The sequence below is a fragment of the Mycobacterium sp. MUNTM1 genome, assembly GCF_054660795.1.
Genome location: NZ_BAAGDE010000003.1, coordinates 1 through 23,656 on the forward strand (window position 1 = coordinate 1; position 23,656 = coordinate 23,656).

At 67.3% G+C, this 23,656-nt stretch carries 21 protein-coding genes and 1 tRNA gene; 10 read left to right on the forward strand and 12 right to left on the reverse strand.

The window, feature by feature from the left end; all coding sequences use genetic code 11:
• From ACYQ8K_RS02520 to ACYQ8K_RS02545, 6 genes are all read right to left on the reverse strand, one after another.
• A partial coding sequence (locus ACYQ8K_RS02520) for an MCE family protein (protein ID WP_459966835.1) occupies nt 1–1,222 on the reverse strand: 1,222 nt, incomplete at its 3' end.
• Nucleotides 1,219–2,403 (reverse strand): MCE family protein, encoded by a 1,185-nt coding sequence (locus ACYQ8K_RS02525; RefSeq protein ID WP_459966836.1) that lies wholly within the window; start codon nt 2,401–2,403, stop codon nt 1,219–1,221. The genes ACYQ8K_RS02525 and ACYQ8K_RS02520, both read right to left, overlap by 4 nt.
• A complete protein-coding gene (locus tag ACYQ8K_RS02530; protein ID WP_459966837.1) occupies nt 2,400–3,428 on the reverse strand; it encodes an MCE family protein in 1,029 nt (342 codons plus the stop codon). The genes ACYQ8K_RS02525 and ACYQ8K_RS02530 overlap by 4 nt, the downstream gene beginning before the upstream one ends.
• On the reverse strand, nt 3,425–4,693 hold the full coding sequence (locus ACYQ8K_RS02535; RefSeq protein ID WP_459966838.1) for an MCE family protein: 1,269 nt from the start codon (nt 4,691–4,693) through the stop codon (nt 3,425–3,427). Before ACYQ8K_RS02535 ends, ACYQ8K_RS02530 begins: the two co-directional genes overlap by 4 nt.
• Before the next feature lie 4 nt (nt 4,694–4,697).
• The gene (locus tag ACYQ8K_RS02540; protein ID WP_459966839.1) at nt 4,698–5,546 is read right to left on the reverse strand and encodes an ABC transporter permease; all 849 of its coding nucleotides are present in this window, start codon (nt 5,544–5,546) and stop codon (nt 4,698–4,700) included.
• Nucleotides 5,543–6,310 carry an MlaE family ABC transporter permease gene (locus ACYQ8K_RS02545; protein WP_065026702.1) on the reverse strand — a complete coding sequence of 256 codons (768 nt, stop codon included), beginning with the start codon at nt 6,308–6,310 and terminating at the stop codon, nt 5,543–5,545. Before ACYQ8K_RS02545 ends, ACYQ8K_RS02540 begins: the two co-directional genes overlap by 4 nt.
• A 575-nt stretch (nt 6,311–6,885) precedes the next feature.
• Here ACYQ8K_RS02545 and stf0 point away from each other — a divergent pair.
• The 3 genes from stf0 to ACYQ8K_RS02560 all read left to right on the forward strand — a co-directional run bounded on the left by stf0 (nt 6,886) and on the right by ACYQ8K_RS02560 (nt 9,102).
• Entirely contained in the window at nt 6,886–7,689 is an 804-nt protein-coding gene (gene stf0, locus ACYQ8K_RS02550) for a trehalose 2-sulfotransferase (protein WP_459966840.1), read from the forward strand.
• 124 nt (nt 7,690–7,813) lie between these two features.
• Complete coding sequence (locus tag ACYQ8K_RS02555; RefSeq protein WP_459967009.1) at nt 7,814–7,978, forward strand: hypothetical protein; 165 nt, start codon at nt 7,814–7,816, stop codon at nt 7,976–7,978.
• The gene (locus tag ACYQ8K_RS02560) at nt 7,972–9,102 is read left to right on the forward strand and encodes a YeiH family protein (RefSeq protein ID WP_459966841.1); all 1,131 of its coding nucleotides are present in this window, start codon (nt 7,972–7,974) and stop codon (nt 9,100–9,102) included. Before ACYQ8K_RS02555 ends, ACYQ8K_RS02560 begins: the two co-directional genes overlap by 7 nt.
• Before the next feature lie 51 nt (nt 9,103–9,153).
• On the opposite strand, the gene ACYQ8K_RS02565 is transcribed toward ACYQ8K_RS02560, so the two are convergent.
• Nucleotides 9,154–11,166: a family 2A encapsulin nanocompartment cargo protein cysteine desulfurase gene (locus ACYQ8K_RS02565; protein ID WP_459966842.1), complete on the reverse strand. Its 2,013-nt coding sequence runs from the start codon at nt 11,164–11,166 to the stop codon at nt 9,154–9,156.
• The gene (locus ACYQ8K_RS02570) at nt 11,153–12,076 is read right to left on the reverse strand and encodes a family 2A encapsulin nanocompartment shell protein (RefSeq protein WP_065026699.1); all 924 of its coding nucleotides are present in this window, start codon (nt 12,074–12,076) and stop codon (nt 11,153–11,155) included. Before ACYQ8K_RS02570 ends, ACYQ8K_RS02565 begins: the two co-directional genes overlap by 14 nt.
• 373 nt (nt 12,077–12,449) lie before the next feature.
• Here ACYQ8K_RS02570 and ACYQ8K_RS02575 point away from each other — a divergent pair, with 373 nt between their 5' ends.
• The 6 genes from ACYQ8K_RS02575 (at nt 12,450) to ACYQ8K_RS02600 (ending at nt 19,191) form a co-directional block, all read left to right on the forward strand.
• Nucleotides 12,450–13,733: a thioester domain-containing protein gene (locus ACYQ8K_RS02575; protein WP_459966843.1), complete on the forward strand. Its 1,284-nt coding sequence runs from the start codon at nt 12,450–12,452 to the stop codon at nt 13,731–13,733.
• A complete protein-coding gene (gene cysK / locus ACYQ8K_RS02580; RefSeq protein ID WP_459966845.1) occupies nt 13,734–14,666 on the forward strand; it encodes a cysteine synthase A in 933 nt (310 codons plus the stop codon).
• 2 nt (nt 14,667–14,668) lie between these two features.
• Nucleotides 14,669–15,352 (forward strand): serine O-acetyltransferase, encoded by a 684-nt coding sequence (gene cysE / locus ACYQ8K_RS02585; protein WP_459966846.1) that lies wholly within the window; start codon nt 14,669–14,671, stop codon nt 15,350–15,352.
• Between the two features lie 214 nt (nt 15,353–15,566).
• A complete protein-coding gene (locus ACYQ8K_RS02590; protein WP_459966848.1) occupies nt 15,567–16,688 on the forward strand; it encodes an LLM class flavin-dependent oxidoreductase in 1,122 nt (373 codons plus the stop codon).
• Complete coding sequence (locus tag ACYQ8K_RS02595; protein WP_459966849.1) at nt 16,685–17,809, forward strand: LLM class flavin-dependent oxidoreductase; 1,125 nt, start codon at nt 16,685–16,687, stop codon at nt 17,807–17,809. The genes ACYQ8K_RS02590 and ACYQ8K_RS02595 overlap by 4 nt, the downstream gene beginning before the upstream one ends.
• A complete protein-coding gene (locus ACYQ8K_RS02600) occupies nt 17,806–19,191 on the forward strand; it encodes an NtaA/DmoA family FMN-dependent monooxygenase (RefSeq protein ID WP_459966851.1) in 1,386 nt (461 codons plus the stop codon). Before ACYQ8K_RS02595 ends, ACYQ8K_RS02600 begins: the two co-directional genes overlap by 4 nt.
• Before the next feature lie 29 nt (nt 19,192–19,220).
• Here ACYQ8K_RS02600 and ACYQ8K_RS02605 read toward each other — a convergent pair.
• Nucleotides 19,221–19,293, reverse strand: a tRNA-Asn gene (locus tag ACYQ8K_RS02605).
• 146 nt (nt 19,294–19,439) lie between these two features.
• On the opposite strand from ACYQ8K_RS02605, the gene ACYQ8K_RS02610 reads away from it, so the two are divergent.
• Entirely contained in the window at nt 19,440–19,718 is a 279-nt protein-coding gene (locus tag ACYQ8K_RS02610) for a hypothetical protein (RefSeq protein WP_459966852.1), read from the forward strand.
• Here ACYQ8K_RS02610 and dnaG read toward each other — a convergent pair.
• The 3 genes from dnaG to ACYQ8K_RS02625 all read right to left on the reverse strand — a co-directional run bounded on the left by dnaG (nt 19,702) and on the right by ACYQ8K_RS02625 (nt 23,636).
• On the reverse strand, nt 19,702–21,657 hold the full coding sequence (gene dnaG / locus ACYQ8K_RS02615) for a DNA primase (RefSeq protein WP_459966853.1): 1,956 nt from the start codon (nt 21,655–21,657) through the stop codon (nt 19,702–19,704). The genes ACYQ8K_RS02610 and dnaG overlap by 17 nt on opposite strands.
• A 29-nt stretch (nt 21,658–21,686) precedes the next feature.
• A complete protein-coding gene (gene sodC / locus ACYQ8K_RS02620; protein ID WP_459966855.1) occupies nt 21,687–22,304 on the reverse strand; it encodes a superoxide dismutase[Cu-Zn] in 618 nt (205 codons plus the stop codon).
• A 66-nt stretch (nt 22,305–22,370) separates the two neighbouring features.
• The gene (locus tag ACYQ8K_RS02625) at nt 22,371–23,636 is read right to left on the reverse strand and encodes a deoxyguanosinetriphosphate triphosphohydrolase (protein ID WP_459966856.1); all 1,266 of its coding nucleotides are present in this window, start codon (nt 23,634–23,636) and stop codon (nt 22,371–22,373) included.
• Nucleotides 23,637–23,656: the final 20 nt, after the last annotated feature.

The window sequence follows — 23,656 nt, forward strand, 5'->3', positions numbered from 1 at the left end:
GTGCGGCGTCCGGCGGGGCGGGTGCCTCGGGCGGTGGCGGCGGCGTGTACCCGGGGCGCAGCCAGTCCTCGCTGTAGGTGATTTCGCTGGGTCGTGCCTGTGTCCCGACGAACGGGTTGATGCCCACCGGAATGTAGTTGTAGATACGGTTTTTGATGATCGGGTTGAGGTACTGCAGGCACAGTTTCGACACCCGCGCCAACCGCGCCCGCGACGCCGCCTCGATCGAGCTGCAGATGAACTGCGGGATGTCGGCGAAGTTGTTCAGGGCCAAGATGCCGGTCATCGCGCTCTGCGCCGGCTGGTAGATGTTCAGGAAGTTCTGGAACACCGTCGGGGCGATGTGCAGGATCTGCTTGATGTCGCCGCGACTGTCGTTGAGCGCCGTAGTGATCGAACCCAACCGGTCGAACGTGACGCCCGCCGCTTCGCGGTTCTCGGCCAGAAAATCGCGCACATCCGTGAGTGCGGTGTCCAAGGACTTCAAGGCGTTGCCGACTTCGTTGGGAGTGTTCGTCAGCAGCGTCGTCACGCTCGCCAGGTTCTGGTTGAACGACGCCAGCAGGTCGCTGCTCGAGTACAGCGCGGACACCAGCAGTTGCAGATTTCGCACGGTGCTGAAGATGTCGTCGGCGTGATCACCGAGCGCCGAGATCGCCTCGGAGAGCTTGATGACGGTGTCGCGGGCGGTGTCGCCCTGACCGCGCACGTTATCGGCCGCCGAGTCGATGAACTCGCCGACGGAGTTGACCCCGCCCGGGCTGGTGGGCTGCAGGGCGTCGGTCAGCTTCTCCAGCTGCTTGCGGAAGTCATCCCATTCGACCGGAACCGCGGTGCGGCTCAACGGAATCGATGCGCCGGCGCTCAACTTGGGGCCGCCGGAGTAGGCCGGTACGAGCTGAATGGCCCGGGAGGTCACCAGCGACGGGGACAGGATCGCGGCGCGGGCATCGGCGGGAATCGAATACTGCTTGTCGACCGAGAACGTCACCTTCGAGCTGGCCGGCTGGGGCTCGATCCTGTCCACCACGCCGACGGCGACACCGAGGATGCGGATCTCGTCACCGACGAACAGGCCGTTGGCCTCCGCGAAATACGCCGAATACGTGTTCTTTTCGACGTCTTTCCACAGTTTGTCGCCGACCAGGAACGACGCCACGGCCAGCGTCAGGATCAGGCTGGCGGCGGTCGCTGTGCGCAGGGCGCCTCGAGTCACGTTCATGGCGAATCGAAATCGTGTGGTGAGGGCGGCGGAACGGTCCGGATGGGCGGCGTCGACGGGGGCGGTGACGGCGGCTGGGACCACAGCGGCACCGGCGCGTTCTCCGGCGGCACCGGCGGCGTGCCGGTCGGCGGGTCGACCACCTCCGACGGCAGCTTCTGGTTGGGGTCCAGGAACCGGTCGTACATGTCGGCGTCGAGCACCGGGCCACCGATCTGGCCGGGAACCAGGTTGGCCACGTAGGCCTTGAAAAACGGTCCGGAGCCCAGGCATTCGCCGAAAGACATCGCATACCGCTTGAATTTTGGCAGCGTCTTCTGAATGTCTTCCTTGCGGTTGTCCAGGATCTCCAGCACGCCGTTCAGCTTGTCGAGGGCGGGCTTGAGCTGGGTCCGGTTGTCGTTCACCAGCCCGGCGATCTGATGCGAGACCGCGGTCAGGTTGTTCATCAGGGCGTCCAATGAGTCTCGCTCATCGAGCAGCGCGGCCAACAGGGCGTTGGAGTTCGCGACCAGCCCGGCGATCTGCTGGCTGCGCTTGCCCAACACGGTGGACACCTTGTTGGCGTTGCCGAGCAGGCTGCGCAGCTGCGCGTCGCGGCCGTTGAGGGTGTCCGAGAACCGGGCCACACCCTCCAGGGCGGGCCTCAGGTTGGCCGGCGTGGCTTTGAGGGTGTTGGCCAATGTCGTGAGGGCCGTGGACAGTTGGGCGGTATCCAGGCCGCTGATCGTGGTCGTCAGGTCGCCCAGCGCGTCGGGCAGCTCGTACGGCGAGGTGGTGCGTTCCAACGGGATCGTGCCTGACAGTTGCCCGTTGCCGCGCGGAGTCAGCTCGAGCATCTTGGCGCCCAGGATCGTCTCGGTCTTGATCGCCGCCTCGGTGCGGTCGCCCAGCTCGACACCCTTGCGCACGGTGAAGCCGACACGGACCTTGGTGCCCTCCAGACGGAGGTCGGAGACCCGGCCCACGCCCATGCCCGAAACCCGCACGGTATTACCGGGTTTGATGCCGCCGGCCTCGGAGAAGTAGGCCGCGTAGTCGTCGGTGTTCTTGATGAACGGCAGTTGGTTGTACTGGAAGGCGACGACGGTCACACAGGCCAGGATGACAGTGCCCATCACACCGAGCACGAAGGGGCTGCGTCGGTCAGCCGATCTGACCTTGGGTAGTTTCAGCTTCATCGCGGCGTGCACCGCCCGCTGGGCTGGCCCAACAGTTTGACGAAGATCGGGTTGCCCCCCTTACCGTTCAGCTTGAGTAATACCTCGCAGAAGTAGAAGCCGAAGTAGTCGCCGTTCAGGCCCTGCCGGGCAAGCACCTGGTAGATATCGGGGAGGTCCGTGAGCAGTTTGTCGACGTATTCCTTGTCGGAAAGCACCTGCCCGGACACCCGATCGGTCTCGTGCACAACGTCTTTGATCGGCTGACGGGATTGGGCGAGCAGGTCGGTGATCGAGCCCGCGGCCGCGTTGATGTACGCGAGCCCGGTGGAGATGTCGTTCCTGCGCTGCGCCAGCCCGTCGACCAGCTGGGCCAGCTTGTCCACGCCGTCGGAGAACTCGTGGTCACGGGTGGCGAAGGTGTGCAGCACGGTGTTCAGGTTGGTGATCAGCTGGCCGATCAGCTCGCTGCGCCCGGCCAGGGTCGAGGTCAGGATCGATGTCTGGGAGAGCACCGAAGCCAGCGTCCCGCCCTGCCCCTGAAAGATCCGCAGCAGTTGGCCGGACAGGGCGTTGACCTGGTCGGGATCCAGCGCGCGGAACAACGGCCGGAAACCACCGATCAGGGCGTCGAGGTCGAGCGCGGGCGACGTCCGCGCCAGCGGAATGGTTGCGCCCGGCGGCAGCCGGCGCGGCGGGCCGGGGCTCTCCTCGAGCGCGAGATAGCGGTCACCGATCAGGTTTTCGTAGCGCACGACGGCCTTGGTGCCCTCGGTGAGCCGCACACCCTTGTCCACCTCGAAATCGACGGTGACCGTGCCGTCGCGGTGCAGGCTCAGGTCGCCGACCTTGCCGACCTCCACCCCGGCGATGCGCACGAAGTTGCCCGACTTCAGCCCGGAGATGTTGGCGAAGATCGCGCGGTAGCCCGTGCGGTCCTCGAAGCGCAGCTGGCCGAACACCGCGATGAGCGCAAAGGTGAACAGCAGGCACACCGTCGTGAAGATCGCGACGCGCAGGATGATGCTGGAAAGCTTCCTTCTCATGGCGGCGGCTGCCCCCCGCGCCAGAAGTAACGCGGCCCCTCGGGCGGGTTCTTGGTGGTCGGGAACCAGTTGGCCCACCACGGATTACCCGCGGCCACGTTGGTGCGGATCTCGTTGGGGGCGGCCCCCCACCCGGTATCGGTGACCAGCGCGCGCACCGGGAAGTTCGCGCTGGGGTCCGGCAGCGAACCGCAGCTGGGCTTGCCGCCCGGGCCGCCGGTGGCGTTGACTTTGGGCAGGTGTTTCGGGAAGCGGTACGGGTCGTCGCCGAAAAGCAGTGCCGCATCCAGGATCACGGAGTAACCGTTGCCGCCCAAGGCGTCTCGGCCGCCGTGGTCGACATACCATTGCGCGCCCTGGAAAAGGCACGTGTACGTCGGGGAGTATTTCTCCAGCAGCGCCATGGTGGGGTCGAGCAGGTTCATCGACCGCACGATGTTCGATTCGTTGCGGCCGACCACGTTGATACCGGTCTGGCTGAAGCCGATCGCCGACAGCAACAACGAGTCCAGCGAACGCTGGTCGTCGGTGATAGTGGCGCTGGTCGTCGTCGCCGAGTCCAAGATGGACAGAATGTTTTGTGCCGCATCGGAATAGATGGCCGTGGTCTTGCCGAACAGCCGCCAGTCCTTTCCGACGGTGTCCATGCGCGGGTTGACGGTGAGGAGCACGTTATTGGCATCGGTGATCGCCTGACCGATCCGTTCGCCCTTGCCGCGCACCGATTGCGCGAAGGCCGACAGAATCGAGTTCAGCTTTGCCGGGTCGAGCGCCTGGACCACCGCCTGCAGATTCTCGAACACGGTGTTGACCTCCACGGTGACGTTGCGGGAGTGCAGCAACGCGCCGGGCTTGAGCGACGTGGCGCTGGGATGGTCGGGAACGATCAGGTCGACGAATTTCGAGCCGAACGCGGTGGTCGACTTGATCTCGGCCTCGAGGTTGCTCGGCAGATACCTGAAAGCATCCGGCTGTATCTTCAGTTGCAGCCGAGCCGTTTTCACGTCGGTGCCGATCGACGCGACCTGGCCGACCTGGACGCCGCGCAGCTTGACCTTGGCGCCGTCTTCCATCACCAGCCCCGCGCGATCCGACACCAGCGTAAGCGGGACGAAGTCCTGGAACTTGCCCGAGAACGAGGCCGCCGTCAGCGCGATCAGCCCCCCGATGAGGATGAACAGCGTGGGCGCCCACCAGATCGGGTCAATCTTGCTGCTGCGGGTCCTGTTTCGCTGGAACGCCCCGCCTGCGCTGTGATCACTCATCCGGTCATCCCGACAGATTGAAGTTGCCGGACTGGCCGTAGACGGACAGCGAGATCATCAGGCACACGAACGCCGTGACGATCATCGACGACCGCACCGACCGGCCAACCGCTTCCCCGACGCCCGCCGGGCCGCCCGTCGCGGTGAATCCGTAGTAGGTGTGCACCACCATCACCCCGGCCGCCATGCTCAGCGCCGCCAGGAACGACCAGAACAGGTCGGTGGGTCGCAAAAACGTTGCGAAGTAATGCTCGTAGACGCCGCGTGACTGGCCGTACACGTAGATCGTCAGGAACTTCGCCGCGATGAACGACATCAGCACGGCGACGGCGTACAGCGGGACGACGACCAGGATGCCGGCGATGATCCGGGTGGACGCCAGATAGGTGACCGCCCGGATGCCCATGACTTCCAGCGCGTCGATCTCCTCGTTGATGCGCATCGCGCCCAGTTGCGCCGTCGCGCCCGCGCCGATCGTGGCGGCCAGGGCGAGGCCGGCCGTGCAGGGCGCGATCATCCGGACGTTCAAGAACGCCGAGAGGAAACCGGTGAGCGCTTCGACGCCGATGTTGGACAGTGTGTCGTAACCCTGCACCGCGACCAGGGCGCCGGTGGTCAGCGTGAGAAAGCCGATGATGCCGACCGTGCCACCGATGACGGCCAATGCTCCTGTGCCCATGCCCATCTCGGCGATCAGCCGCAACAGTTCGTTCGGGTAGCGCCGTATCGCATCGACGGTGGCCGCCAGGGATTGCCCATAGAACGCGGTCTGCTCGCCCAGCTTGCGGGTGGCATCCGTCAGCCGGGGGCCAAGGGTGACGAACCACGACGGTTCTCGTGCGGCATCCGTCATTTGGCGGTCACCTTCACACCGAGCGCGGTGGTCAGGATGTTGATGAAGAACAGGGCCATGAACGAGAACACCACGGTCTCGTTCACCGCGTTGCCGACGCCGGTCGGGCCACCGCCCACCGATAGGCCCTTGTAGCAGGCGATCAGTCCGGCGGACAGCCCGAACAGGGTCGCCTTGATCAGCGAGATCACCACCTGCGGCAGCCCGGTGACCAGGGTCATTCCCGCGATGAACGCACCGGGTGTGACGTGCTGGACGAAGACGACGAAGATGTAGCTGCCGGTCAGGCCGGTCACCGCCACCACCGAGTAGAGCAGGACCGCGACGAACGTCGCCGCGATGATACGCGGAACCACCAGCGCCTGAATCGGATTGACGCCGATCACCTTCATCGCGTCGATTTCCTCGCGGATGGTCCGCGCACCCAGGTCGGCGCACATGGCCGTCGACCCGGCGCCCGACACGACCATCGCGGTGACAACAGGTCCGACCTGGGTTACCGAGGCCAGTCCGGCACCCGCACCGGAGAGGTCGCCGGCACCGATCTCGACGAGCAGGATGTTGAGGACGAACACGATGAGCACCGTGTACGGAATCGACAGCATGATGGTCGGGAAGATGGAGACCCGGGCGACGAACCAGATCTGCTCGAGCACTTCGCGCCACGCCCAGGGCCCACGCACCGCGGCAACCAAGGCCTCGGCGCTGAGTAAAAAGAATTGGCCCAGCGCGTTCATGGGCTTCGCGAGGGTCGTCGCGTTCACGCCGCTTGCCCAACCCAATGGCGGTCCTTGACTCAAACCCGACCCCCATTTTCGTAACGCCGTTTATACGTTCGTAATTCGCCGGCACTGAAGCAAACAGCACTGTTTACCTGCGCCGCGTCCTGTTCGAGCGCACAGATGAGGGAATGTACGGGCAAAGCGATGCCCGGCGTCAGGTTTGTAATCAACAAGAAGAAATGTGGGCAACGCCCGGGTGGCTTCGGTCGCAATTGCTATCGCCCACGGGATTGGCGGGCCCTTAGCCCACGTGATTGCTTGGCGCCGTCCCGGCCGGTGGCGCACGCAGGCGGCGGCATCGACCGACGGATAAGAGCGAACACCCGCCCGAAACAGGATGCGACGCAGCACTTCTCAACGCAGCACGGCACGCGCCGCTGACGCGGCTTTCCGTCCGCTCCGAAACCAGATGAGCACCCACGGCCACCGTCCCGTTCGGCTGTCGTCGCCGAAGGCCACAGTTCGGGCAAGCCGGCCTCGAGACAAGGGTTTGCTTCAGCCTGACCGTAATCGCGCTACCCCGGATAAGAATTGATGGTTCTGGATAGACTCTGCCGGTGACAAAGAGCCCGTCGTCATATCTGGTGTTGGCGTCGCAGCGCAGCGGCAGCACGCTGCTGGTCGAGTCGCTGCGCGCCACCGGCGTGGCCGGCGAGCCGCAGGAGTTCTTTCAGTACCTCCCGTCCACCAGCCAGTCGCCGCAGCCACGGGAGTGGTTCGCCGGCGTCGACGACGAGTCGATCCTGAGCCTGCTCGACCCGCTGGACGTCGGGACGCCGGACCTGGCGCCGGCCGAGATCTGGCGCGCCTACATCCGCACGGTCGGACGAACACCGAACGGGGTGTGGGGCGGCAAGCTGATGTGGAATCAGACCCCGCTGCTGCTGGACCGTGCGAAGAACTTGCCGGATCGCAGCGGTGAAGGCCTGCTGGCGGCGATCACCGACGTGGTGGGTGAGCAGCCGCTGCTGATCCACGTGTATCGGCCCGATGTGATTTCGCAGGCGGTGTCGTTCTGGCGCGCGGTGCAGACGCGGGTCTGGCGGGGCAGACCCGATCCGGTGCGCGACGCACGCGCCACCTATCACGCGGGCGCGATCGCCCACGTCGTCACGATGCTGCGCGCGCAGGAAGAGGGCTGGCGGAACTGGTTCGCCGAAGAAGACATCAAGCCGATGGACATCTCGTATCCGGTTTTGTGGCGCAACCTGACTCAGGTGGTGGGTTCCATCTTGGATGCGTTGGGGCTGGACCCCCAGCTCGCGCCGGAGCCCGTGCTGGAGCGCCAGGCCGACCAGCGCTCCGACGAGTGGGTGGACCGCTACCGCGCCGACGCCGAGAAGCACGGCCTGCCAACCTGATCGACCGGCGGAGCTAAATTCAGCCCGAGCCAATCACTTGGATGTGGCACGCGCGGACGCCACCATTCGGAGTCGACGGGTGCGGCTGGGAGACGCCGCCATGGGCGCTTGAGGAGCGGTCATCGTGGGTGAAGGCGTGCCAACTGACGGAAGGGACCCCGACGCTTCGCGGCGGCCGGATTGGGCGGCCCGACTCGGTGCGGTCTCGGTGGACTGGTGGGCGACCGCGGTCGCGGGCGTGATCGTCGCGTTGGCCGTGGCCAACGTGCTGCCGAAGATCCCTTGGTGACCGGCGTGAGCACGGTCCAGGTGGAGCCCGACGAAACGTCGGATGAAGCCACCTTCACCAGCACACGTCCGCTCGACTATGTGCCCGGCATCCTGCTCCTGATCGGCGTCGGGGTGTTGGGCAAGTACGCCCAGATCTGGTGGAACGCGCTGGCCAAGCATGAGCACTGGACCGTGCCCGACATCGAATACGTGTTGTGGGCGATCGTGATCGGGTTGCTCATCACCAACACCGTCGGCCTGCACCCGATATTTCGGCCCGGCGTGCTGACCTACGAATTCTGGCTGAAGGTCGGGATCGTGGCGCTCGGTTCGCGGTTCGTGCTGGGCGATATCGCCAAGCTCGGCGGGATCAGCCTGGTGCAGATCCTGGTGGACATGACCATTGCCGGAACGATCATCATCGTGGTGGCCCGCGCGTTCGGGCTATCGGGCAAGCTCGGCTCGCTGTTGGCGATAGGCACGTCGATCTGCGGGGTATCGGCCATCGTGGCGGCCAAGGGTGCGATCCGGGCCCGCAACTCCGATGTCAGCTATGCGATCGCGGCGATCCTGGCGCTGGGGGCTGTGTCATTGTTCGTGCTGCCGCCGCTGGGCCATGCGATCGGTCTCACCGACCACGAATTCGGTTTGTGGGCAGGGCTTTCGGTGGACAACACGGCCGAGACCACCGCCACCGGATACCTGTACTCCGACCATGCCGGCAAGATCGCGGTGCTGGTGAAGTCGACGCGCAACGCGCTGATCGGGTTCGTCGTGCTGGGCTTCGCGCTGTTCTGGGCGGGTCGCGGGCAAGCCGACGAGATCGCGCGCGGTGCCAGGGCCAAGGCCGCGTTCGTCTGGAACAAGTTCCCGAAATTCGTGCTCGGCTTCCTGGTGGTCTCGGCGATCGCCACCGCGGGCTGGCTGACGAAGGGCCAGACCGCCAACCTGGCGAACGTCTCGAAATGGGCGTTCCTGCTGACCTTTGCCGGTGTGGGACTCAATACCGACATCCGTCAGATCGCGCGCACCGGGTGGCGGCCGCTGGTGGTCGCGGTCATCGGGCTCACCGTCGTCGCCACGGTCTCACTCGGCATCGTGCTGCTGACGTCACGCGTATTCGGTTGGGGCGCAGGAACTTAAAGGTTCAGTGGCCCCAACCACATTGCGCTATGCGCCCGGTAAGCGAACCGCTCAGCCGACGTTGGTGCCGCCCTCGGCGATCCGGCGCACCGCCTGCAGGAACATGTCGATCTCTTCGAACGTGTTGTAGAACGCGAACGACGGGCGGACCGTGGCCTCCAGGCCCAGCCGCCGCAGGGCGGGCTGCGCGCAGTGATGACCGGCGCGCACCGCGATGCCTTCGGCGTTGAGCGCCTTACCCACCTCGAGCGGCTCGTGGCCGGCCAGCACGAAGGACAGCACGCTGGCCTTCTCCTCGGCGGTACCCACCAGACGCACACCCGGAATGTCGGCCAGCCGCGGCGTCGCGTACTCGAGCAAGGCGTGCTCGTAGGCGGCGATCCGCTCGACGCCCAACCGTTGCACATAGCGCAGCGCCTCAGTCAAGCCGACCGCGTCGGCGATGTTGCCGGTGCCGGCCTCGAACTTGGTCGGCGGTCCCTGGTACAGCGACCGGTCCAGCGTGACGTCGGCGATCATATGACCGCCGCCCTGCCACGGTGGTGTCTCGGTCAGCGCCTCCTCGGTGCCGTAGAGGGCACCGATTCCGGTGGGGCCATAGATCTTGTGTCCGGAGAACACGAAAAAGTCCGCACCGAGTTCGGCGACGTCGATCGGGATGTGCTGAATCGACTGCGCGCCATCGATCAAGACCTTGGCACCGTAGCGGTGGCCAAGCTCGACGATCTTGTCGACCGGAACCACCGTGCCAAGCGCGTTGGACACCTGGCTGGCCGCGACCAGCCTGGTCCGCGGGCCCAGCAGCTCCTCGAACTCGTTCAGCAGCAGGTTGCCCGCATCATCGATCGGGGCCACCTTCAGGATCGCACCGGTCTTCTGCGAAATCAGCTGCCAGGGAACGATATTCGCGTGGTGCTCGAGGTGGGTGATGACGATCTCGTCGCCGGGCTGCAAGTGCTTGCCGCCCCAGGCATGCGCCACCAGATTGATCGCCTCGGTGGTGCCGCGCACGAACACGATGTTCTCGGAGCTCGGCGCGCCGATGAAATCGGCCACCGTGTCGCGGGCCTCCTCGTAGGCGTCGGTGGCCCTGGCCGCCAATTCATGCGCGGCGCGGTGGATATTCGAGTTCTCGTGGGCGTAGAAGTGCGACAGCCGATCGATCACAACCTGTGGCTTTTGGGTGGTCGCCGCGTTGTCGAACCAGATGAGCGGCTTGCCGTTGACGATTTCTTTCAGGATCGGGAAATCCGCCCGGATCGCGTTGACATCGAAAATTTCGTGCTCGTCCGAAAGCTGTGGCACGGGAGCGGCTTTGGTCAGGAAGTAGTAGTCCGCGTCGTCGCCGGCCGGTGTGTTCGGTGCCGGCACGGGCGCGTCAGACCAGCCCAGGTCGGTGACGGCCGGTGCCTCGGGCAGCCACGACGGTGCCGAACCGCGCGAGCCGGCGGGCACGGCCGGTGTCGCCCCGGCCAACACACCGGGCACCGTGGGCACGATTCCGCCGGGCACCGTGAACGCAATCGGCTCGCCGCCGAACCACGGGGCCGCAGCCGCTGGCGTCGCGTCGGGCGCTCCCCCGCGCGGGGCCACCGGCACCGTCTGCGGCGGGGCCTCGGGTTCGCCCGATGTCGGGGCCGGTAGATAGATGTCGGAAAAATTCAGCTGCGGGACAGGCGACGGGTACACGTCGGCCGCCCCGTGCCCGGCCGACGTCGCCGCCGTGGCGTCCGGGGCGTTACCGCGCGGGGCCACCGGCACGGCCTGGGGCGGGGCTTCCGGCGCGCTGGAGGTGGGAGCCGGAACGTAGACGTCGTGGCCACCGACCAGCGGGAGCGGACCGGGGTAGACGTCGGCCGTGCCCGCCGCAGCCTGCCCGGCCGACGTCGCCGCCGTCGCATCCGGCACGCTGCCGCGCGGGGCCACCGGAGCCGACTGCGGCGGACTGTCCAGACCCGGCCGGATGCTGGCCGCATAGAGCTGGGTGGCCAGCGCCGCGAGCTCCGCGGCGCTGATGGGCAGGTCGCTTTCGGCGTCTACCGCGCGGTACTCACTTGTACTCATGGAACTGATCCACGGCCACGTCGTCGAGCACGGCGAGCGCATCGTCGGTGAGGACCGCCAAGGACGTGTACAGCGTGACCAGGTAGGTCGCGATCGCCGACTGGTTGATGCCGGTGAACCGCACCGACAGCCCGGGCGCCTGCTCCCCGACCAGGCCCGGCTGGAACAGGCCGACCACGCCCTGACGCTCCTCGCCCGTGCGCACCAGGATGAACTTGGTCTTGCCGTCCTCCACCGGCACCTTGTCCGACGGGATCAACGGGATCCCGCGCCAGGTGATGAACTGCGCGCCGAACAGGCTCACCACTGGCGGCGGCACGCCCCGGTAGGTGGCTTCCCGGCCGAACGCCGCGATACCGAGCGGGTGGGTGAGGAAGAAACTGGGCGTCTTCCACACCTTGGTGATCAGGGCGTCGAGGTCGTCCGGGGCGGGGGCACCGGCGAGCGTCTGGATGGTCTGCTCCGGCGTGGCCTGCGCCAGCAACCCGTACTCGGGGCTGTTGATCAGCTCGAATTCCTGACGTTCCTTGATCGTCTCGATGGTCAGCCGCAGCTGCTGGGCGATCTGGTCGTGCGGGCTTGAGTACAGGTCGGACACCCGGGTGTGGATGTCGACCAGGGTCGAGATGCTCCGCAGCGTGTACTCGCGCGGGCTGGTCTCGTAGTCGACATACGTCTCCGGCAGCGGTTCGTCGGTGCCGGCTCCGGCCTCGGCCTTGATCGCGACCTGCTCGGGGTTGACCACGCGGTTGACCCGGTAGATGCCGGCCTCCACCGGGACCCAGCCGAGCAGGTGCAGCAGCCAGCGCGGCGTGATCGTCGAGAGCTGGGGAACGGTCTTGGTCGCGTTGGCAAGCTGCCTGGCAGCGAGGTCACCAAGTGTCTGAGACTCGTTTTGAGCCGACGTCATCGTGGTCCTTTCCTGCTTGGTCGAATACTGCGGCCGGGATCGGGCGGATCTATCGTCCCCCACCAGAAGCGGTTCCGCGCGCCGAGCCTAGGCAACAGTACGACATGGCCAGAAGGTTTACAGCAGGGCTGAGCGAAACGAGCGAAAAGCGCCGATGCCCTATAGTGGGGGCCATGCAACACCCCGTACAGCTGCGCTCTGTCCCGTCGCGCTGCGCCGTTTGTTGTTGCTGTTGTTGTTGTTGATTTCCGCAAGCCCTCTGACGCTGTAGAAATCCCCGCGCCGGCCCAATTCAGGGCGGTATCGCCGGGTCATCGCCCGGCGGCGTACAGACGCGGGCCCATGGCAAGCCTTTCAGGAAGATCAACAACCCATGACGATTCTGTCCGAGCCCAATCGTGCCCTGGCACCGGTGGCAACCCGCCGCCGTTCCGTGGTGCGACCATCAACCGCGCTCAACCGGATGACCCGATACCGGGGTGGAACGTATTCTCACACCGTCGATCGGGTCGTGTTCACCGATGGCAGCTGGGCGCGCACCGACCTGATCAGGCTCAACCCGAATGTGCCCGCCTACTCGCTGGATTTCACCGGCATCGCACCGCAGCACCCGTCGCGTTACCGCGTCGACACCTGGTCCGCGCTGCCGCATCTGCGCACGTCGGGCCATGAAGCCGAGGTCGGCTGGATCCTGCGGCACTCCTTTCCGATGCGCTCCACCGCCGAACTGAGCCGACAGGTGCGCGAGGCCGGTTATCCGCTGGGGCCGGCCAACATCAACGAACACGAGGCGATCGCGGCCACGCAGGCCGCGATCTGGTTTTTCACCAATGGCCTGGCGCTGGACACCCGGCCGCTCAACGTGCCCGTCGCGGTTGACCGGTCCGGACCGGTGATCACGTTCGAGTTCGACGGCGCGCCACAGCTCGGCGGCTATTCGGTGTGGACCTCCTCGAGCGTGGACGCTACCGTGCGGTTGCAGAAATCAGCCAATCGCGTTGACTGGCATGATGTTTCAGGATCAGAGCTGAACGTGGGTCCCGGCAAGGGCCGTCATCAGCGCACGCTGGGCGAGGGCAGCACACTGTCGTCGAGCAGCCACGGCCGCGGTGGGCGCGGCTACCGTTACTACCGATTGGTCGCCCACTCCGCGACGGGTACACCCAGGATCGAGCACGTCAGCTTCCGGCTCACCGGCGCCCGCCACCATCGCAACGCCGACAAGGTCGTGCATTTGTACAACTACCTGCTGGCGCAGGCGCGAATGGCCGCCCACGAGACCGAGCAACCCCTGCTGGTCGATCACCACGCCACCGCGGACGCGGGGCTCGTCGGACCGTTTCAGGTGCGAATCCCGCTGATACTCAGCGCGAACGACGGCCACGAACTCGTCGACGCGGACGGCTTCGCCGTCACCGGCGCGATCCAACCCGGGACGGACTTCTACCTCCGTCAGGCGCCCGTCGATTCAGAAATAACCCTCACCGCGAAAACGGTTGGCGATCTGCATGGACGCGTGCTCACCGGGGTGGCCCTGGATGAAGCGTCGCAACGCTTTACCCCGGTGGCGCTAGCCATCCCCACCGAGATGAACATAGAGTTCGATATTAGCTGGCAGGCAGAGGCCTGGTCCTACGTCGTTGGAGACAATAGGTAGATGAGCATCGCGGAGAACGTCACAAAATTGATCGGTAACACCCCGCTGGTCCGGCTGAACCGGGTCACCGAAGGTGCGGTCGCCGACGTCGTCGCCAAGCTGGAATTCTTCAACCCGGGCAACAGCGTCAAGGACCGCATCGGGGTCGCGATGATCGACGCGGCCGAACAGGCGGGCCTGATCAAACCGGACACCATCATCCTCGAGCCGACGAGCGGCAACACCGGCATCGCCCTGGCGCTGGTGGCGGCGGCCCGCGGCTACCGTTGCGTGCTGACCATGCCGGAGACCATGAGCGTCGAGCGGCGAATGTTGTTGCGCGCGTTGGGCGCCGAGATCGTTCTGACGCCGGGTTCCGAGGGCATGCCGGGCGCCATCGCCAAGGCCGAGGAACTGGCCAAGAGCGACCAACGGTATTTCGTGCCACAGCAATTCGAGAACAAGGCCAATCCCGCGATCCACCGCGCCACCACCGCGGAGGAAGTGTGGCGCGACACCGACGGCAAGGTCGATATCTTCGTCGCCGGCGTGGGCACCGGCGGCACCATCACCGGCGTCGCTCAGGTGATCAAGGAACGCAAGCCCTCGGCGCAATTCATCGCCGTAGAGCCGGCCGCGTCGCCGGTGTTGTCCGGCGGGCAGAAAGGCCCGCACCCAATCCAGGGCCTCGGCGCGGGGTTCGTCCCGCCGGTGCTCGCGATGGATCTGGTCGACGAGGTGATCGCCGTCGGCAACGAGGAATCCATCGCGCTGGCCCGCCGGCTGGCCGCCGAAGAGGGACTGTTGGTCGGTATTTCCTCGGGGGCGGCGGTGGTCGCCGCCCTGCAGGTGGCCCGCCGGCCCGAGAACGCCGGAAAGCTCGTCGTCGTGGTGCTGCCCGACTTCGGCGAGCGGTACCTCAGCACGCCGTTGTTCGCCGATCTGGCCGACTAGCCATGCTCGAAGCCATCCGACGTGACATACGAGCGGCCCGGGAGCGCGACCCGGCCGTCCCGACCACGCTGCAGGTGATCTTGGCCTACCCGGGCGTGCACGCCATCTGGGGTCACCGCATCAATCACTGGCTGTGGCGGCGCGGCGCAAGGCTGCTCGCGCGCATCACCGCCGAAATCACCCGGATCCTGACCGGCGTCGAGATCCATCCCGGCGCCGTCTTGGGTCCCGGTCTCTTCATCGACCACGCGACCGGGGTGGTGATCGGCGAGACCGCCGAGGTGGGCGAGGACGTGACGCTCTACCACGGCGTCACCCTCGGCGGCAGCGGCAGAGACACCGGAAAGCGCCATCCCACCATCGGTGATCGGGTCACGATCGGCGCCGGAGCGAAGATCTTGGGCGCGATCAAAATCGGTGACGACAGCCGCATCGGCGCCAATGCCGTGGTGGTCAAGGAGGTTCCGTCGAGCTCGGTGGTCGTGGGCGTGCCGGGACAGGTCATCAGCCGCAGCCGGCCCGGCAGTCCGGACGACTCGATGATGCCCGACCTCGTCGGCGTCAGCCTGCAGTCGCTGCTGACCCGGGTGACCAAACTCGAGGCCCGCGCGGACGGCGCCCAGAGCAATCACGTCATCAGGCCGCCGGAGGCCGGTGTCTGGCACGGCGAGGACTTCTCCATCTGATCTGTGAAAGATCGTGAAGCCCAGCTGAACACGCCCTGACCGCCGGTATTCGCCACGCTGCATCGAATCCCCACCGGCGCGCCGTGCCGGGTTGAGCTCGGCGAAGTATTACTCACGCTGAACATAACCCGGCGATGGAATGCATTGCCGTCCGCAGCGTTGCACAGTGGGTTATGACCACGACGCGCGACGGCGACACCCTCGGGGTCCGATCATGACCGAGCTGCATCTGGCGGTCGGCCTGGATGGCTACGGTTGGCACCCCCAGGCGTGGCGACACGCGTTCGCGCACAACGCGACCGGCGGCGGGCAGCTCAGCGGACGCTACTGGGCCGCGCTGGCGGCCACCGCCGAGCGCGGGCTGCTCGATTTCCTGACCATCGACGACAGCCTGGACGTGCAGCCGGGCCGCCGGGCCGAAATCTCCCCGCGGCGCCTAGCGGGGCGCGCCGATGCCACGCTGGTGGCCGCCCGGATCGCGCCGATCACCACGCACATCGGCCTGATACCCGTCGCCACGGTGACCCATACCGAGCCGTTCCACGTCTCCAAAGCGATTGCGACGCTTGACCATATCTCGCATGGCCGGGCGGGCTGGCAGGTGCGGGTGAGCCCGACCGCGCACGAAGCGGCGCTGTTCGGCCGGCGGGCCGCCCCCGAACCCGAAGAATTGTTCGACGAGGCCGCCGACGCCGTCGAGGTGGTGCGCCGCCTATGGGACAGCTGGGAGGACGACGCCGTCGTCCGCGACGTCGCGACCGGCCGCTACATCGACCGCGACAAGCTGCACTACATCGACTTCGCCGGCGAGCACTTCTCGGTCAAGGGGCCCTCGATCACCCCGCGGCCACCCCAGGGCCAGCCGGTGGTGGCGGCGCTGGCGCACGCGCCGCGGGTTTACGAATTCGCCGCCGCCGGCGCCGACCTGGTGTTCGTCACCCCGCACGACGAGGGCTCACTGCGCGCGATCCTGGCCGACGTGGGCCGCGCCCAGCGCGCCGCGGGACGCGAGATCCGGGTCTACGCCGACCTGGTGGTGTCCCTGGCTGACAATTCACTGGCACCGGCGACGGCCATCTCGTCCGATGCGCACGTATTCACCGGTGATGCAAGCGATCTGGCGGAGCTTGTGCTCGCCTGGCAGGACACCGGAGTCGACGGTGTGCGGCTACGGCCCGCGATCAACGCCATCGACCTGCCCGCCATCGTCGACGACCTGGTACCGCGACTGCAGCGCGCCGGCCGATTCCGCGCCGGCTACCGCGACGGCGAGACGCTGCGCGAACGCCTGGGCCTGGCGTCGGCGCCCAATCGGTACGCGGCGGTGCCGTCGTGACCGTCACTCCCCTGTCGATCCTCGACCTCGCGCCCATCAGCGCGGGCAGCGACGCCGCGACGGCACTGCGTAACACCATCGACCTGGCTCAGCATGCCGAGCGCTGGGGCTACCGACGCTACTGGCTCGCCGAGCACCACTTCGTCGCGGTGGCCAGCTCGTCACCGGTGACGCTGATCGGCCAAATCGCCGCGGCCACAGAACGAATCCACGTCGGATCGGCGGCGGTCCAGGTCGGCCACACGACGGCGCTCGCCGTGGTGGAAAGCTTCGGCATCCTCGATGCGCTCTACCCCGGCCGCATCGATATGGGGCTGGGCCGCTCCGGGCAGCGGCGCCGGGAGGCCGCCACGTCCCCTGATGCGGCTCCACCCGAACGCGCGCCCGCGCCGTGGCGTGAGGTGGGCGGCGTCGTCATCCCCACCCCCTTCGACCAGACGCCGCTGATGAAAAGCGATCGGATCCGGGCTCAAGCGTCGGTGCTCGCGCAACCGTGTGCGCAACCCCCCGACTTCGCCGAGCAGCTGGCCGACATCGAGGCGATGCTGGACGGCACCTACAGCGTCAACGGCCATGAGCTGCATGCCGTTCCGGGCGAGCATGCCCAGTTGACACCGTGGATCTTCGGCAGCACCAAGGGGCAGAGCGCCGAGGTGGCCGGCGCCCGCGGGCTGCCGTTCGTCGCCAGTTACCACATCACCCCCGGCACAGCACTCGACGCGATCACCGCCTACCGCAACGCATTCCGACCGTCCGCCCGGCTTTCCGAGCCGTACGTGGTGGTGTCGGCGGACGTCGTGGTGGCCGAGGACAGCGCGACCGCGCGCCACCTCGCGTCCGGTTACGGCCGCTGGGTGCATTCCATCCGCAGCGGCCAGGGTGCGGTCCCCTACCCCGACCCCGACTTCTGCGAGCCGTTGACCGAGGACCAGCAGGCGCTGGTAGCCGACCGCACCGCAACACAATTCGTCGGTAACCCGGACGAGGTCGCCGACCGTCTCGAGCTGCTGCACCAGGCGACCGACGCCGACGAACTGGTGATCACCTCCGTGACGCACCGGCACGTCGACCGGCTGCGCTCGCATGAACTGATCGCCAAGCGATGGGGGCTGACCGGATGAGCGTTCGAGAAGCGGGGCGCCGCAAGCAGATACATCTGGGCGCACACTTCCCCGGGGTGAACAACACCACGGTGTGGTCCGACCCGAGCGCGGGCAGCCAGATCGCGTTCGAATCGTTTGTCCACCTTGCCAAGACCGCCGAGCGGGGGCTGTTCGACTTCTTCTTTCTGGCCGAAGGCCTGCGGCTGCGTGAGCACCGCGGCAAGATCCACGATCTCGACGTCGTCGGCAGGCCCGACACCTTCACCGTGCTGGCCGCCCTCGCCGCGGTCACCGACAGGCTCGGCCTAGCCGGCACCATCAACACCACCTTCAACGAACCCTACGAGGTGGCAAGGCAATTCGCGACGCTGGACCACCTGTCCGACGGGCGGTCGGCCTGGAACATGGTCACCTCCTCGGACGCGTTCACCGGGGAGAACTTCCGCCGCGGCGGGTTTCTGGCCCATGCCGACCGCTACCACCGGGCCGAGGAATTCATCACCGTGGCGCGAAAGTTCTGGGACGGCTGGGCCGCCGATGCCGTCGTCGCCGACGTCGATGCCGGAATCTATGCCGATCCGGCCCGCATCGGCAGCGTCGAACACCACGGCCCGCAATTCAATGTCCGCGGCGTCGCCTCGCTGCCCGCGGGACCACAAGGCCACCCGGTGCTGTTGCAGGCCGGCGACTCCGACGACGGCCGCGACTTCGGCGCCCGGCACGCCGACGCCCTGTTCACGCTGCACGGGTCGCTCGAGGCGGGCCAGCGCTACTACGCCGACGTGAAGACCCGCGCCGCGGCCTACGGGCGGGATCCCGACCAGCTCAAGGTGCTGCCCGGGGCGACGTTCGCGCTCGGTGACAGCCCCGCCGAGGCGCGGGACAACGCCCGCCACATTCGCGAACAACAGGTCAGCGGCCCGACCGCGATCGCGTTCCTGGAGCAGGTGTGGGGCGTGGACCTGTCGGGCTACGATCCCGATGGCCCGCTGCCCGACGTCGACCCCGTCGAGAACCCGAACATCACTCGCGGACGGGTCCGGCACGGCGACCCCAAGACGGTCGCCCAAGCCTGGCGGGCCCGCGCGGAAGCCGACAGGCTGTCCATCCGCGAGTTGATCATCGAAGTGACCAGTCGTCAGCAGTTCGTCGGGACTCCGCAGCAGGTGGCCGAGGAGATCGACCGCTATGTGCAGTCGGATGCCTGCGACGGCTTCATCCTGGTGCCGCACCTGACACCGCACGGCCTCGACGAGTTCGTCGACAAGGTGGTGCCACTGCTGCAGGAACGCGGTAGCTTCCGCACCGAATACCGCGGCCACACGTTGCGCGAACATCTGGGCTTGCCACCCACGCCGGGGTGGACGGGAAATTCGGCCGGCATCGCGATCGGTCAATGAGAACCGGCAGAGCGGCACAGTGAATTTTGCTCCCCCGCCTGGACTCGAACCAGGAACCCTTCGGTTAACAGCCGAATGCTCTGCCAATTGAGCTACAGGGGACTAACCCGATCGCGGGACGACTCTAGCGTACTGGCACGACCGCACCCAACTGCGGACCAGTGGCGATCGCAGCCGGGCGCAGCCGAGCGCGCGTGCACCCCGGGCGGTGAGGCAGGATGGAGCCATCGATAGTCGGGAGGAACGTTTTGATCCGGTATGTCGTGGTGCTTGGACTGGGTTATGTGCTGGGTTCGAAGGCCGGGCGTCGCCGATACGACCAGCTCGTCGGGACTTATCGCGCGCTGACCAGCAGTCCGGTGGCCAAGTCGATGATCGAGGGGGGACGCCGCAAGGTCGCCAATCGGATCTCCCCCGACGCCGGTTTCGTCACGTTGGCGGAGATCGACGACCAGACGGCCATCATGGAACGCGACGTCGAGGGCTCGGCCGACGACGCGCTCGCGCCGTCTAATCGTCGCCGCTAGCCTGCTCCAACAGGCTGCGCCGGTAGGACTCCATCGCCACCAGGTCGCCGAATAGGGCGTGATACTCGTCGCCCTGCTCGATCGGCGACATGCGCTGCAGCTTGGACTTCACCTCGGCGATCTGCCGGCCCATCCACACCTCTTGCAGCCGGGCCAGCACACCGCCGATGTAGCGCGGCAGCTTCTCCTCGTCGACCTGGATGGCCTCCACACCCAGCTCGCTGGCCAGCCCGGCTGTCAGGGGCGAGGAGGCCTGGTCACGCACCGCCTCGATCCACTGCGCGCCGGTGATCCCGCTCGACGTACCCCCGGCGGTCTCGATGGCCGCGCGGATGGCCGCATACCCGGGATGGGTGAAGCTCTCGACGGTGAGCGTGTCGAACACCGGACCCGCGAACGCCGGGTACTGCAGGGCCGCCTTGAGCGCCTCCCGCTGCGGCCACAGAGTGGGGTCGCGCGGGTCCGGACGGCTGGCGGCGGCTTGGGCCGTGGCCGGCGCCGGCTCGGCCGCCCGCCGGGCGGTCTTGGGCGCGGATCCGCCGCGGGCCTGGGGGTTGGAGCTCTTGGCCTGGCTGCGCACCCGGTCGATCACCTGCGCGACGTCGTCCCAGCCGACCCATCCGGCGAGCTGGCGCGCGTACTCGTCGCGCAGCGTGGGGTCCTTGATCTGGCTCACCATCGGCACGCAGCGGCGCAGCGCGGCGACGCGGCCCTCGGCGCTGTCCAGATCCATCTCGGCGAGCGCCGAACGTATCGCGAATTCGAACAGCGGGGTTCGCCGCGCCACCAGGTCGCGCAGCGCGGCGTCGCCGGACTTCAGCCGCAGATCGCACGGATCCATGCCGTCCGGCGCGACGGCCACGAACGACTGCCCCGCCAGGTTCTGCTCGCCGCCGAAGGCCTTGAGCGCGGCGGCCCGCCCGGCGGCGTCGCCGTCGAAAACGTAGATCAGTTCGCCGCGAAAGAAGCTGTCGTCCATCATCAGTCGGCGCAGCATCGACAGATGCTCGTCGCCGAACGCGGTGCCGCACGAGGCGACGGCGGTGGTCACCCCGCTCAGATGCATCGCCATCACGTCGGTGTAGCCCTCGACGACGACCGCCTGGTGCCCCTTGGCGATGTCGCGTTTGGCCAAGTCGAGGCCGAACATCACGTTCGACTTCTTGTACAGCAGCGTCTCGGGCGTGTTGATGTACTTGGCTTCCATCGGGTCGTCGTCGAACAGCCGCCGGGCACCGAAGCCGATCACCTCACCGGCCGAACTCCGGATCGGCCACAGCAGCCGGCGGTGGAATCGGTCCATCGGTCCGCGCCGCCCCTGCCGCGACAGGCCGGCAGCTTCCAGCTCCTTGAACTCAAAACCCTTGCGCACCAAGTGTTTTGTCAGAGAATCCCAGCCCGACGGCGCGAAGCCGCAGCCGAAGCGACGGGCCGCCTCGGCGTCGAAGTTCCGTTCGGTCAGGTACTGCCGCGCCGGTGCCGCCTCGGCGGATTCCAGCGCCGCCGCGTAGAACTCCGCCGCGGCCGCGTTGGCCGCGACGAGCCGGCTGCGGCTGCCGCGGTCGCGCTGCACGCTGGTCGCCGGGCCGGAGTAGTTGATGGTGTGGCCGATCCGGTCGGCGAGCAATTCGACCGCCTCGACGAAGCTGACATGTTCGATCTTCTGGATGAACGCGTACACGTCGCCGCCCTCACCACAGCCGAAGCAGTGAAAGTGGCCGTGGTTGGGGCGGACGTGAAACGACGGCGACTTCTCGTCGTGGAAGGGACACAGGCCCTTGAGCGAATCGGCGCCGGCACGGCGCAATTGGACGTAGTCACCGATGACTTCGTCGATGCGCACCCGTTCGCGGATGGCCGCGATGTCGCGGTCGGGAATCCGGCCGCGACCCCGGGCACGGGCATCGCCCTCCGCGCGTGAACCTGCCGGGCTTGACATCGGCTCAGTCTAAGGCGCGACGGCGAAAGCTAGCCGGTACCGATGACGCCGCAGGCGACCCGGTCCATCGCGTTCTCGGTGTCCTGCGCGCCGTGCAGCATCAGCGCCGTCTTGTTGCCCGCCAGCAGGTCGTCCCGGTTGAACGAGTCGGTGGTGGTGACCAGGTACGCCGAGCCGTCCTGACGGACCTCAAGCGACGCCAGATCGCCGCTCTCCGGCTTCCCGGCGTGGCCGGGCGCCTGGTAGTGACCGCCGGCGGACAGGAAGTTCCCGGGCGCACCGCCGGTGGGAGCCACCGAGTTCGGCTCGCACTTGCCGATCTCGTGCACGTGCAGGCCGTGGATGCCGGGCGTCAGGATGCCGGGCGCCACGGTCTTCACCGTGACGGTCACGTAACCGCCGGTGAAGTCGAAGGTCGCGGTGGCCGCCGAGCGACCATCGGGTGTCTTCAGTTCCGCGCTGAGCGAGCCGCCCGCCGGCGCCGGGGTCGTCGTCTCCCCGGACGACGTCGGAGCGCCGCTCTTCACCGGCGGGGTGGTGCCCGGCTGGGTGCTCGCATGCTGCGGTGAACTGCAGGCCGTCATCGCGACGACGGGCAGTCCCATCAAGAAGGAGGCCACAAAGGGCGAGCCGCTGAATTTCTTCATGTCGGGCAGCCTAACTCGCGGCGGCCCCGCCGACTGCCGGACCGGACCACTAGATGCCCGCCGCGACTACGGGGCGGCCTGACGGAGGTCGATCCGTTCGAGGCGGCCCTCGGTGAACGAGGCGATCTGATCGACGATGACCCGCCACCTCGCACCGTCGTCGGCCGCGGTGTTGAAGGCCGCAGCAAAGACCGGGTCGAGCGTCCGGGGCGCCCCGGCGTACAGCCAGTGCGCGACCCGGTGGATGCGTTCGCGCTGCCCCGCTTGGGTTTCCTGATGCCGCGGATCGGACATGATGAATTGCAGCGCCAGGATTTTCAGCAAGGCGACCTCGGCACGCACCAGGTCGGGAACCTGCAACTCGGCCCGGTAGCGCACCAGGGGCCCGGGGCCGGCCGCCGCGCGGGTGGTGGCGATGGCGGCCGAGGCGAACCTGCCGACCAGCTCACTGGTCAACCGCTTCAACGCGACCGAGGCGGCGAGCGTGGCGTCGTACTTGCCGACGGCGGCGACCACCGGCAGGGCCGCGAGCCGTCGCGCGGCCGCCATGAAGTCATCGGCACGTACCCGGGAGAATTCGCTCTCGCCCAGTCTGGCCAACGCGGCGGCCTCGTCGTCATCGGCGAGCACCCGCAGGTCGATGCGTTGGGAGACCACGCCGTCCTCGACGTCGTGCACCGAATACGCCACGTCGTCGGCCCAGTCCATGACCTGCGCTTCCAGGCACATCCGGCCCTCCGGCGCGCCCGCCCGGACCCAGGCTGCCGGCTCGCGGTCGTCGTCGTAGAACCCGAACTTGCGTTGGCCTTCACCGCGCGGCCACGGATACTTGGTGACCGCGTCCAGCGACGCGCGAGTCAGGTTCAGTCCCGCGCTATTGCCTTGCTCGTCAAGGACTTTGGGCTCGAGACTGGTCAGGATCCGGAAGTTCTGAGCGTTACCCTCGAAGCCGCCATAATCCGTTGCGACCTCGTCGAGTGCCTTTTCACCGTTGTGGCCGTAGGGGGGGTGGCCGATGTCGTGGGCCAGTCCCGCCAACTCGACCAGGTCGAGGTCGCAGCCCAGCCCGATCGCCATCCCCCGCCCGATCTGGGCGACCTCGAGCGAGTGCGTCAGCCGGGTGCGCGGCGTGTCGCCTTCGCGGGGGCCGACCACCTGGGTCTTGTCGGCCAACCGGCGCAGCGCGGCGCTGTGCAGAACGCGCGCGCGATCACGGGCGAAGTCGCTGCGGTGCTGACCCTCGGTACCCGGCAGACCCGCAGTCTTCGGCGCTTCGGCCACCCGTCGCTGACGGTCGAAGTCGTCGTATGGGTCGTGCTGATTCCTGGTCACCGACGCACAGTCTGCCAGGG

Excerpts from the sequence above, each read along its gene's own strand:
- ACYQ8K_RS02525 (WP_459966836.1), bottom strand. The coding sequence starts at position 2,403 with ATGAAGCTGAAACTACCCAAGGTCAGATCGGCTGACCGACGCAGCCCC.
- ACYQ8K_RS02530 (WP_459966837.1), bottom strand. The coding sequence starts at position 3,428 with ATGAGAAGGAAGCTTTCCAGCATCATCCTGCGCGTCGCGATCTTCACG.
- ACYQ8K_RS02535 (WP_459966838.1), bottom strand. The coding sequence starts at position 4,693 with ATGAGTGATCACAGCGCAGGCGGGGCGTTCCAGCGAAACAGGACCCGC.
- ACYQ8K_RS02540 (WP_459966839.1), bottom strand. The coding sequence starts at position 5,546 with ATGACGGATGCCGCACGAGAACCGTCGTGGTTCGTCACCCTTGGCCCC.
- ACYQ8K_RS02565 (WP_459966842.1), bottom strand. The coding sequence starts at position 11,166 with ATGAGTACAAGTGAGTACCGCGCGGTAGACGCCGAAAGCGACCTGCCC.
- ACYQ8K_RS02570 (WP_065026699.1), bottom strand. The coding sequence starts at position 12,076 with ATGACGTCGGCTCAAAACGAGTCTCAGACACTTGGTGACCTCGCTGCC.
- ACYQ8K_RS02575 (WP_459966843.1), top strand. The coding sequence starts at position 12,450 with ATGACGATTCTGTCCGAGCCCAATCGTGCCCTGGCACCGGTGGCAACC.
- cysK (WP_459966845.1), top strand. The coding sequence starts at position 13,734 with ATGAGCATCGCGGAGAACGTCACAAAATTGATCGGTAACACCCCGCTG.
- cysE (WP_459966846.1), top strand. The coding sequence starts at position 14,669 with ATGCTCGAAGCCATCCGACGTGACATACGAGCGGCCCGGGAGCGCGAC.
- ACYQ8K_RS02590 (WP_459966848.1), top strand. The coding sequence starts at position 15,567 with ATGACCGAGCTGCATCTGGCGGTCGGCCTGGATGGCTACGGTTGGCAC.
- ACYQ8K_RS02600 (WP_459966851.1), top strand. The coding sequence starts at position 17,806 with ATGAGCGTTCGAGAAGCGGGGCGCCGCAAGCAGATACATCTGGGCGCA.
- dnaG (WP_459966853.1), bottom strand. The coding sequence starts at position 21,657 with ATGTCAAGCCCGGCAGGTTCACGCGCGGAGGGCGATGCCCGTGCCCGG.
- sodC (WP_459966855.1), bottom strand. The coding sequence starts at position 22,304 with ATGAAGAAATTCAGCGGCTCGCCCTTTGTGGCCTCCTTCTTGATGGGA.